The sequence below is a fragment of the Veillonella dispar genome (assembly GCF_937975875.1).
Classification (GTDB): domain Bacteria; phylum Bacillota; class Negativicutes; order Veillonellales; family Veillonellaceae; genus Veillonella; species Veillonella dispar_B.
Genome location: NZ_CALJSP010000096.1, coordinates 1 through 11,495 on the forward strand (window position 1 = coordinate 1; position 11,495 = coordinate 11,495).

General features: G+C 38.0%; 11 protein-coding genes and 1 pseudogene. All 12 read right to left on the minus strand.

The genetic code is table 11. The annotated features are described in order from the left end of the window. Positions 1-140 precede the first annotated feature (140 nt). Positions 141-461: a thioredoxin gene (trxA, locus tag Q7P05_RS04510; protein ID WP_005386226.1), complete on the minus strand. Its 321-nt coding sequence runs from the start codon at positions 459-461 to the stop codon at positions 141-143. Between the two features lie 9 nt (positions 462-470). After that, positions 471-845, minus strand: a complete 375-nt coding sequence (locus Q7P05_RS04515; RefSeq protein WP_303930758.1) for a CoA-binding protein — start codon at positions 843-845, stop codon at positions 471-473. A gap of 128 nt (positions 846-973) precedes the next feature. Continuing rightward, positions 974-1,939: a tRNA glutamyl-Q(34) synthetase GluQRS gene (gene gluQRS, locus Q7P05_RS04520; RefSeq protein ID WP_303930759.1), complete on the minus strand. Its 966-nt coding sequence runs from the start codon at positions 1,937-1,939 to the stop codon at positions 974-976. Between the two features lie 116 nt (positions 1,940-2,055). Then, positions 2,056-4,965 (minus strand): insulinase family protein, encoded by a 2,910-nt coding sequence (locus Q7P05_RS04525; RefSeq protein WP_303930760.1) that lies wholly within the window; start codon positions 4,963-4,965, stop codon positions 2,056-2,058. Between the two features lie 230 nt (positions 4,966-5,195). Next, on the minus strand, positions 5,196-5,513 hold the full coding sequence (locus Q7P05_RS04530) for a hypothetical protein (protein ID WP_005386222.1): 318 nt from the start codon (positions 5,511-5,513) through the stop codon (positions 5,196-5,198). Between the two features lie 3 nt (positions 5,514-5,516). Next, positions 5,517-6,746 (minus strand): aspartate kinase, encoded by a 1,230-nt coding sequence (locus Q7P05_RS04535; RefSeq protein WP_227720151.1) that lies wholly within the window; start codon positions 6,744-6,746, stop codon positions 5,517-5,519. Positions 6,747-6,967: 221 nt separating this feature from the next. Then, positions 6,968-7,357 carry a class II SORL domain-containing protein gene (locus Q7P05_RS04540; RefSeq protein ID WP_005386220.1) on the minus strand — a complete coding sequence of 130 codons (390 nt, stop codon included), beginning with the start codon at positions 7,355-7,357 and terminating at the stop codon, positions 6,968-6,970. 148 nt (positions 7,358-7,505) lie between these two features. Then, positions 7,506-8,048: a cob(I)yrinic acid a,c-diamide adenosyltransferase gene (cobO, locus tag Q7P05_RS04545; RefSeq protein WP_303930761.1), complete on the minus strand. Its 543-nt coding sequence runs from the start codon at positions 8,046-8,048 to the stop codon at positions 7,506-7,508. A gap of 2 nt (positions 8,049-8,050) precedes the next feature. Continuing rightward, positions 8,051-9,430: a cobyrinate a,c-diamide synthase gene (locus Q7P05_RS04550; RefSeq protein WP_303930762.1), complete on the minus strand. Its 1,380-nt coding sequence runs from the start codon at positions 9,428-9,430 to the stop codon at positions 8,051-8,053. A 29-nt stretch (positions 9,431-9,459) separates the two neighbouring features. Then, positions 9,460-10,167 carry a precorrin-2 C(20)-methyltransferase gene (cobI, locus tag Q7P05_RS04555; RefSeq protein ID WP_105089349.1) on the minus strand — a complete coding sequence of 236 codons (708 nt, stop codon included), beginning with the start codon at positions 10,165-10,167 and terminating at the stop codon, positions 9,460-9,462. An 86-nt stretch (positions 10,168-10,253) separates the two neighbouring features. After that, positions 10,254-11,108, minus strand: coding sequence for a sirohydrochlorin cobaltochelatase (locus Q7P05_RS04560; RefSeq protein ID WP_119207119.1), 855 nt, complete (start codon positions 11,106-11,108; stop codon positions 10,254-10,256). Between the two features lie 207 nt (positions 11,109-11,315). Next, positions 11,316-11,495 (minus strand): annotated as a pseudogene (locus tag Q7P05_RS04565) (hypothetical protein); the annotation flags it as partial.

The window sequence follows — 11,495 nt, forward strand, 5'->3', positions numbered from 1 at the left end:
TTTAAAACTTCAATTAGAAAAATGAGTAAACTGACAAAAAATCAAAAATCAGTAGAAAATATGAAAAAAACCTCATCAATGTATTTCACATACATTGATGAGGTCTTTTTTACTCTATCTATATAGATTTATTCAGATTATTAGAATTTAGATTCAATAGCACCTTGAAGATCGCCTTTTGGCAAGAAACCAATTTTACGATCTACTACTTCGCCATCTTTTAGGATAACAAATGTAGGCAATACTTCAACTTGTAAATTACGAGCTAATTCTGGTTCTTCGTCAGCATTTACTTTTACAAAGTTAGCTTTACCTTCAAGCTCACCTGCGATTTCTTCGATGATTGGCATCATACGTACGCAATAACCGCACCATGGAGCCCAGAAATCAATAACAGTAACGCCACCTTGATTTACTAAATCTTGATATTCAGCAGTTTTTAATTCTTTTAATTCGCTCATTATACCCTCCTACGGTAATTGAACTAATACACAATCTTGAATGACATGCAAGTTTAAAGCATGTGCTTTTTCAACAACAGATGGTTTATCCGCTCCTGGTTGTAACCACACGGTTGGAATGCCAAGTTCTTTACATTCATCAAGTGCAGCCAATCCCGCTGATTCTGGAACAACAAAATCCACAACAGTTGGTACAACAGGAAGTGCAGAAAGACTAGAATAACAAGTGTCTCCATCTACTTCTGCAACATTAGGATTAACTGGATATACTTCATATCCGTGATCTTTAAGACATTTATAAATCTTATAGCCGAACTTTTCGGTTTTATCAGTGGCGCCAATAACGGCCCACACTTTTTGATCTAAAGCTTGTTGAATTGTCATTTCAACCACCTCTTATATACTATTATAAATAAATATCGAATTTTGTCAATGTAATGTATCGAATTTTATAGTTAAAGAATTATACGCTTTTAGCAAACATTTCAGAACTAAAATCAATGTATCTATTATCATTCAATAACAATTGTTTTTTGCCTCAAACTAGGAACCGATAGGTCTAAATGAATTAAATCAGAAAGGCTTATTTGTGGATGACTATATGTAGCACCATCTATAAGCCCGCCTGCAACAGCTAACTCTCCTAAAATTCTAGATGCTGACCATTGCTGTTCTCGTAATTCGCGGATTGTAATACTCTTTTGGCGTTTAGAAAGTCTATGGCCATCTGTATCTACCAAAAGTGGGGCATGACCATACTTAGGAACCACTATATTCTTATGGGGATAGCATTGTTGTAATGTATTATACAAATATAATTGCTGTCCCGTTGTATCGAGTAAATCATCGCCTCGAATCACTTCAGTTATTCCCATAGCTATATCATCTAATACGACTGCCAAATTATATGCGTACATACCATCACCACGACGTAATACATAATCATCTAGTTCACCTTCCAAATGAATATGCTGCTTACCTTGCCATCGATCATCAAACTCAAGATCACAAGAATCTATAGCAAGGCGCAAGGATGGTTCTTTGCTATTACATAACTCTTGTATTTCAAAATCACGTAAATGTCGACATTTTCCATCATAACGATGCACCACTTCGCCTACATGAGGTGCAGAAGCTATAGATTGTAGTCGCGCTCTATTACAAAAGCAAGGGTAAATTAGTTTTTCTAATGCGAGATATTCTAATATGTCTGCATAATATGTTTGTCTTTCACTTTGCCAATAAGATACTTCTGGACCACCTACACGAGGACCTTCATCCCATTCAAAGCCAAGCCATTCTAAATCATCTAGTAAAGCTTCCCCTAGTTCTCGTTTTGACCGTTGTAGGTCTATATCCTCCATACGTACAACATACGTTCCTTTTTGTTGGCGTGTAGAGATATATGATAAAAGTGCTATCCACACGTTACCAAGATGAATATATCCTGTTGGACTAGGCGCAAATCTACCTTTCATTAGAACTCTCCTATAGCAGAAAACAAGTGGCATATCCATTAAGAATATGCCACTTATACATCCGAAGATATCTCAAAGTAAAACTAAAGCAATATCATTTATTGATATAAACTTATTTATCCTAAAGACACAATGTTATCAAACACATTACCAGCATCTTTAATCTTTTGTTCGTTACCCATTGTGCAAATATGATTATCATTCAATACAGGTTCTACCACATCTGCTAATGCAACAATATCTTCTGGCTTACATGCGATTACTTGTTTACGGAACTCTACTTTGTCCTCTAATTTAGCACCGCTGAAGTACATCCCCATTGCACGTGGTCCACGCAACGCAGGTGTCATTGGCAAGTCTAAAGAACTCATAGTACCAATGATATACTTACGCATTTCACGATCAGTCAATGTAAAGTCACGAAGGTATTGAGGCAACTCTTTATATACATCTAAAGTTTCTAACAAGTTAGGATCACGATAACTACAGAAAATCATATTGCCATCATCATAGAAATTAGCAAATGCTCCGTAAGCACCACCTTGTACACGAATACGAATCCAAAGGTATTCATAACGTAAAATCGTTTCTAACACGCTCATTGGACCAACATGTTTGAAACCATGATCGATGAAGTTACCACCTTGTGCTACGTATTGAACCTTACCAGCTGTAACAATACCATCGTTGCCAGATAGACGAGTGATTTGTAATACATCATCACTCAATTCTGTAGCATCCCAAGTTTCAACGAAAGGTTTCATAAGGTTTTCAAAGGCTTCTAATTCGCCTTCTTCACCAACAAACATAATATCTACATTGTTAGCGCGGAATATCTTACGAGCCACTTCGGCTAATTTCTCTGGTAAAAGTGGCAATGCTGCAGGATTAGATGCTAGTTCACTAATTTTTTGATAGTATCCTAAATTACCATTATCTCTAAACTTACCAACAGCAGAAACTTGAGCCATAACGCGTTGACTCACGATGGAATTACCACGGCGGAATGCTTCATTATCCCAAATGGCTTTACTTTCTTGAACAAGTTCAGTCAAACGTTGATCATCGCTATAATCTGCTTTTTTTACGACTTCATTAATCAAGCGACATAAATCTGGTAGTTTAGAATGTAATGCTTTCGCACGCACAATCATAAGAGGCGTAAATTCGTCACGCTTACCATCTTTGCTGATGGCCGTAATATCAGAACTCAATCCCCCTAAATTCATATTAATATCTTTAGCCAGTGCTTCATAACCGCGTTCAGAAGTATCAATACGACCGAGGATATCACTTAAAATATCAGCGTAGAATAGTTCCTCCTCAGTGAGGCAATTTAATTTAAAGTACAATCCCACATAATTGATACCTTTTGTGAAAGTAGGTACAAAATGAACTGTAGTATTGCCAATTTTACTTTCACGACGTTCTACGGCTTCAATATTAGGATTTAAATCAGACAACTCGAGCAAAGGAATAGATGCTAGCGCTTCATCGCTATCTGGTGTTTCTTGACGAATTTTTAGACGTTTTGTTTGCTCTACAATTGCGTCGATTTCTTCAGAGGTCATATTAGCTTTTAAAGTGGCTAAATGCTCTTTAACCTCTGCATCTTTACGTTCTTGAAGACCACGTTCAGGATAAATAGATACAAGAACTTTATGGTTATTATTCAAGATGGAATGACGAATTAAATCTTCGAAATATGTGCCAGCTAAGCCTTTTCGAATATTCGCTAATGCCTCTTCATAATGTAATAATTCCAATGGATCATTATCGTATAGCCAATTATCCATCATACGAATAATATAGGCTAAACCGATAGGACGACCACCAAAATCACTTTCACGAAGAGCAAATTCAATGCTATTTAAAGAAGCTTCTAATAACTCTTTATCTAAGCCCTTATCACATAACTCTTGTAATGTAGACTCTACAATACGCTGTAAGTCAGCTTGTTTATCTAGATTAGAACCTGTAGCTTGTACTGTCCACATAGGTTGGCGAATGCTATCTAAATAGTAGCCACTAATATCAGAACCAATACCAGCTTTCACCAGCGCCTGTTTAAGAGGTGCTGCAGGAGATGTTAACAAAGCATGTGTTAACACTTCAAATGCCAAGCTATGTTCAGGTGTTACATCAGGCAATACATACGCAAAGGAATGCAATGTACGATTATCTGTTGGCTCCTCAGAACCTACACTATATGGATAGCTCACTACTTTACCTTCTGTAAATGGAGCTTGTAGAGCTACCTCCGTATGAACGTCAATAGCATCAAAATGACTTAAGTACTCATCATTCAAGAATGCTAATTGCTCTTCAATATTCATATCACCATACAAGAAGATATAACTATTGGATGGATGATAGTGAACACGGTAGAACTCTTGGAATTCTTCATATGTTAAATCTGTAATATAATCAGGATCCCCACCAGAGTCAACGCCATAAGTAGTATCTGGGAAAAGCTCACGCATCATTTGGCGTTCTAATACAGAGTCAGGAGATGAGTAAACACCCTTCATCTCATTGAATACAACACCTTTGTAGGTAAGTTCATCCTCTGCATTTTCGAGCTCATAATGCCAACCCTCTTGCATTACGATTTCTGCATCTTCACGAACACGTGGGTAGAATACAGCATCAAGATATACGTCCATCAAATTATGGAAGTCTTTATCGTTCTTACTCGCTACAGGATACATCGTTTTATCCGGATATGTCATAGCGTTTAGGAACGTATTTAAAGAACCTTTTACAAGTTCAACAAATGGCTCTTTTAATGGGAATTTGCGAGAACCACATAGAACGGAGTGCTCCATAATATGTGCTACACCTGTACTATTATGAGGTGTTGTTCTAAAAGCAATATTGAATACTTTATTAGAATCTGGTGAATCGATATAAATTAAACGAGCACCAGACTTTTCGTGCTTCATTTCATAAGCGGTACCATTGATCTCATCAATGCGCTCAATGCGGTCAAGGCGAAAGCCAGAATAAATCTTATTTATTTCCATGCTGTCCCTTCTTTCTATATAAATATAACTAATTTCATGCTAACAATTTATTATAACATATCGACGACCCTATATATAGATGTTAAGAATAATTATCGAAATTGCATATTATTAGTAAATTACTACATATTAAAACGTTACACTCATCAATTGATTAAATTGTAATAAATATAACAATAATACTATGACAACGCAAAAACCCCACAGGCATACAGCCCATGGGGTTCATTTTATTTATTATGTTGCATTTGCCACTTTTGATTGCGGCGCAAGGTTAATAAGCCTTCTAGCACTGCTTGGAATTGTACAAAGCTCAATGTATATGGTGGGTACATATCAGGTACCACCTTATAAGAAATAGTAACTTCGGCCTTATCATAATCATAGAAAATACCGTGTAAATTACTCACAGTAGTATAACCGGTTTGAGCTTGCTCCAATGTTGGAATAGGCTGATTTTTAAGATTTCCTAGTAGATCGCTAATGAAACCTTCCTTACGACCTTGGTCATTAAGCATTTCATCCATAAAACTACGTAGACTATCCATGAATTAACCTCTTTGGTCTAACAATAAGCCGTTGTGAATTACACGAACAGCATCTTTAACGCGATTTTCAGCAACAAGGCAAGAAATACTAATTTCAGAAGTAGAAATGATTTCAATATTGATGCCTTCTTGGCTCAAGATATCAAACATTTGAGCAGCTACGCCTGGTTGACCTAACATACCTGCACCAATGATAGAAACCTTTGCCATTTTTTCGTCGATGTTTACAGCTTCGATATCAACAGTTTTTTGTAATTCTGCTAATACTTCACGAGCTAGTACAACATCATCCATAGCTACTGTGAAGATAAGGTCAGTTTTAGGTTCACCTACGGCACGGATAGATTGAACAATCATATCAACGTCCACATTTTTTGCAGCCAATGCTTTAAATACAGTTGCTGCCACACCTGGTTTATTTTCAACGCCTACAAGGGCTACTTTTGCTGTATTAGTATCGTCAGCTACGCCAGTAATTACGTGTTTATTTGCTTCCACAGTATAATCCTCCCGAATAATAGTACCTGTTTTGTCACTAAATGTTGAACGTACGTGAATAGGTACACCATAACGGAAACCCATTTCTACGGCGCGAGGTTGCATTACACCTGCACCAAGACGTGCCATCTCAAGCATTTCGCCATATGTTACTTCTTCTAATTTGAAAGCCTCTTTTGCAACGCGAGGGTCTGTAGAGTAAACACCTTCAACATCTGTGAAGATTTCACACACATCAGCTTTCATAGCACCTGCCAACGCAACAGCAGTTGTATCGGAGCCACCACGACCTAAAGTAACCATGTCACCATATTCAGTAATACCTTGGAAACCTGCCACAACTACGATATTACCTTCATCCAAAGCTTCAAACACGCGATTTGGATCAACGCCCAAAATACGGCCTTTATTAAATGTATCACTACTTGTAATACCTGCTTGGTCACCTGTTAAGGACATCGCTTTATGACCACGTTCGTTGAATGCCATCGCCATTAATGCAATCGTTACTTGCTCACCTGTAGATAATAAGCGGTCCATTTCACGGCCATAAGGCTTAGATGTTACCTCTTTAGCTAATGCTACTAAGTCATCTGTTGTATCGCCCATAGCAGATACAACAATAACGATTTTATCGTCTTCTTTCTTCTCACGAAGGACGCGATCAACAATATTAAATATTTTTTCTGGTGTAGCTACGGAACTGCCACCAAACTTTTTAACGATTAAGGCCACAATAATCCCTCATTTAACTTATTCTACTAAAAATCAATATGCATATACTTTACCATAAACAAATAGCACTGTAAAGGGATATAAAGCAATTTATCCACTATATAAAAACAAAACTCTTTTGAGTGCGGACACAATTTTAGTATGATTATTTCAGTTATCCTTACAATTTACATACAAAAAGACCAGCCCTAAGGCTGGTCTTTATTAGTTGATTAAGTTAATTAAGCAACTGTGATTTCTTTTTCGGATTCCCACAAACCGTGGATGTTGCAGTAGGATACAGCAATCAATTTACCAGATTTGTTCAAGGAAACTGCCAAAGAACCTTCAGAGATTGCGTGTACAGGGCCTTCGTTTGCAGTTGCGCCGTCACCGTGTACGTTGAAGGAAATTTCACCAACTTCGAATGGCAATTGAGTACCTTCAGCTACGAAGTACAATTTGATCCATTCAATGTGATGTTCTACAGTGTTAGGATGTGCAATGTCTTTACCAACGGACAATGTTACGTGGAAAGTTTCACCTGCTTTTACAGTGTCAACAGTTTCAATAACAGGAACGTGTTTTTCAGTAGCGAAATCGCCGGATTTAATGTAATCATGTACAGCCATAATTAACCTCCTGGTTAGTCTTATATACATACTTAATGTCAAGAATATTTAGCACCTTGTGCTTATGACTATATTATACATTTTCGATATAGTTTTAGCAAGAACTTTTTCGAAAATTTTAGATTTAATTATTCCTATGACGTATAAGTTAAAACTCTATGCCTTTAGCAGCCTTAATACCCTTTTCATAAGCATGCTTTACTACCTTCATCTCTGTTACCGTATCGGCAATGTCAACGATTTCAGGTTTAGCATAACGGCCTGTCAAAATTACGTGTAAGCGCTCAGGTTTATGTTTAAGCATATCTACTACAGAATTCACATCAATAAGCTCATAATTAATGGCATTATTGATTTCATCCATAATGATGATGTCCCATCGGTCTGAATTTACCTCTTCCACTAATGTGTGCCAAGCCTCTTGAGCTGCCTCTTTGTGACGTGCCAATTCAGCCTCGCCTACTTCATCTCGTTTATAGTAAATAAATCCCTTACCCATGGAACGAATTTCTACTTGGTCCCCTAATTTAGCAAGACCTGCTAGTTCGCCATAGCCATTACCACTTTTGATAAATTGTAAGATTAAAACCTTAAGGCCTTGGCCAACAGCGCGTAATGCAACACCTAATGCTGCTGTTGTTTTACCTTTACCATTGCCGGTATTAACTAAAATTAAGCCTCGTTCACTCATAATTAGCTCCTTTTAGCTTTATACTTAGCACATATATCAATAAAATGTTGCGCTCCTTCATCAGAACCAGCAAAGTTTAAATGTAAATACGATGCTAATACATTGTCTGTGGCAAAGCCTCCATCATAGGATTGAGGTTTGCGGCCCCCTTCTAAGTGGAATGCCCATGGGAAGTCCTCTATAGTCGGCTCCATAGTGGAGAAATGGAACTCATGACCACGAATAGCTGTATTCATAGCGCCTAATAAAGTATCTCTCTTTGCAGTTGCTGTAACATACCCTACTTTTTGTAGCTTTTGTTGCATAATGCAATTAGCTGGTACAATACCTACCGTATCATATATGGTACCCTCGAAATCGTGGATGCTCTCACATAAATACATAAGGCCACCACATTCAGCATAAATAGGCATACCTTGTTCGTTGGCTTGACGGATAGACTCCTTCATTGACTCGTTACTAGAGAGTTGGAACAAGAACATTTCAGGGAAACCACCGCCAAATACTAGGCCGTCTACATCAGGAACTTCAAAGTCATTAAGAGGACTAAAGTATACGATTTCAGCACCTTTTTCCTCTAAGGCGGCTAAACTTGCTGGATAATAGAAAGAGAACGCCTCATCATAGGCTACACCGATTTTAACTCGTTTTTCTACGGATTTAGGATCTACTGCATCGGGTAATTCAATACTTGGTGCACTAGATGCGATTTCTAATAATTGATCGAGCTTAACCATTTTTTCAACAGCTTCACGAATCGTATTTATAGCCTCTGTTGGATCAATTTCGGTAACCGGTGTGAGGCCTAAATGACGTTCCGGAGAGTGCATACGGTCATCGCGATAAATAGCACCAATGACTGGAACACCAATCTTGGACATGCCTTCACGAACCATGCGCTCATGGTTAGCAGAGCCTAAACGGTTAAGAATGACACCACCAAAGTTTACCTCTGAGTCATAATCACGAAATCCTTTAGCAATGGCTGCTGCGCTTTCACCCATCGCCTTACAATCGATAACAAGCACAACGGGAGCATTCAATTGCTTAGCAATTTGGGCAGTGGAACTAACGCCTTCTCGTCCACCATCATACAAGCCCATAACACCTTCGATAATAGCAAGGTCTACACCATTTGCCATAGTAGCAAAGAAGGGATTTAATTTGTGAGGTGGCACGAGCCACGTATCTAAATTATAGCTGTCACGGCCGGATGCAATTTTATGAAAGCCCGGATCAATATAATCCGGGCCCACTTTAAAGGATTGCACCGTACGTCCACCATTTGCATAAGCAGCCAATAAGCCCGCTACGATAGTTGTTTTACCTACACCAGAGTTAGTGCCAGCAATGACAACACGTGGAATATGTACTGTGTTCATAAATATTACCTCGTAATACGACGTGTTTGTTAACGGTCCTTACGTTTTGCAAGGATTGTAGACAAGTAGTTGAGTTTAGTATCTTTTGGCATATTATCAAGGCCTACGAATACTTGCTCATCTGGCAAACCTACACGGCTAATCATAACCGCATCATCTGCCATATTGTGTTTAATCAATGTTTCTTGTACTTCATCAAAGTTTTTGTACACTTTCATGATTACTGCATCATCAGCTACGGCTAATACAGCATCAATTTTTTCTTTAGGTGCTGTAGCAGGAACGATAGCTAATACTTCTTCCTTCTCTACGATTGGATAACCAAGGTGGGAACCAATAGCACAGAAAGCAGTAATGCCAGGAATTGTTTCAATTTCATGGCCTGTATTTTCAATCAAGCGATATACATACATGTATGTGCTGTAGAACATAGGATCACCCAATGTTAAGAACACAACGCTTTTACCTTGATCTAAGTAGGATAAGATAATGCGTTTTGCTTCTTGCCAACCTTCCTCTTGTGTAGCATCATCCAATACCATTGGGAATACTACAGGAACGATTTCTGTATGTTCTTGAATATATGGGGATGCAATATTAAGTGCTACAGAACCATCTTTCTTTTCTGTTTTAGGTGTGATGATAATATCTGCTTCACCTACGATGCGAGCAGCTTTCACAGTCATTAATTCAGAATCGCCAGGGCCTACGCCAATGCCATATAATTTACCTTTCATGGGGTTCTCCTATTCTTATAGTTACATTCTATTTATAAATTTCATTTCTTTTATTATAACTAATTTATGCAAGATATACAAAACTACTATTTAATATTTGGAATTGTTGGACGATGTGAACTACGTTTGCCATACAAATCATCAATACAATCTTGCACATGTTGACGGAAGATATCTTGTATTGCTTCATATTCACCAAGTGCGCTATGGATTGGTTTAACTTCATAACCATAATCGGCAAGTTCATTAATAACGCTATCTTCTTCGTCACCAAAGAGATCGTTTTGTGCATGATCTCCAAGAACTAATAATAATGGGTGCACATAAATTGTATTTGGACGCTTCCCATCAAGCCATTCCCATGGCATAGCTACGTCTGCTACATATGGCGCATTTTCTAGCACCGCAATACGTACATTCGTAAGCCCCTCACGAATTAGTTTAAATTGTAAATTACCATATGAGGAATTACCAGAACCAAGGCCACCATGACCAACTAGTAATAAACCGTCGTCCTTAGAAATGTTAAGAGATTTAATGAATCGTTCAATTAAGATTTGGTAATCATCTGGATGCTCTTCTTGCCCTATGTAATATACGAGTGGTCGACCTACACGCAACACTTCTAGTTGGCCCTCCCCTTCATGAGCAAGGATATTATTTTTCAATTTATCAAACTCTTCACCGCCAGTGAAGTGAAGTGGTTGTACATACACATGTGTATACCCGTCTTGGATAAGTTTTTCTAACGCCCCTTGTTCAGTAGGCACCTCAATACCGCGTTCACGTAAACGTTTAACGATAATACGAGAAGAAAATGCTAATTCCACAGTATAATCTGGATAGGATTTACGGATATGCTCCACAACGGAATCAATATTATGTTCACGAGCACTGTCAACAGTGGACCCAAAGGCAACAACTAAAATAGCTTGTTTCATGGAAGTCTCCTTATCTAATTAATAATGTATCTTAATCATACCATAGACGACACATTAGGGGCATACCATAGGACGTATAAAATGGATATTATAAATATTTTTCATAGTAAAAGTAAAAATCCTCCTCATTGGATTTCCAACAAGGAGGACTTTTACGTATATAAAGGAGTGTGGAGAGATGTATGTCTAATTATGTAAGAGATCAATCTAAGAAATCATACCTTGTGCTTCCATGCGAGAGTTTGTCATAACAGGTTTTACAGACTCGCGAGGCATGGGACGTTTACGATCAGACATGCGGATAGCTTGACCTAAATGCTTCAAGAATAAATCTTGTACTCTCTGGACGCTCTCAAAAAGAGTGTTCTTACCAATGGGGCAGCACTT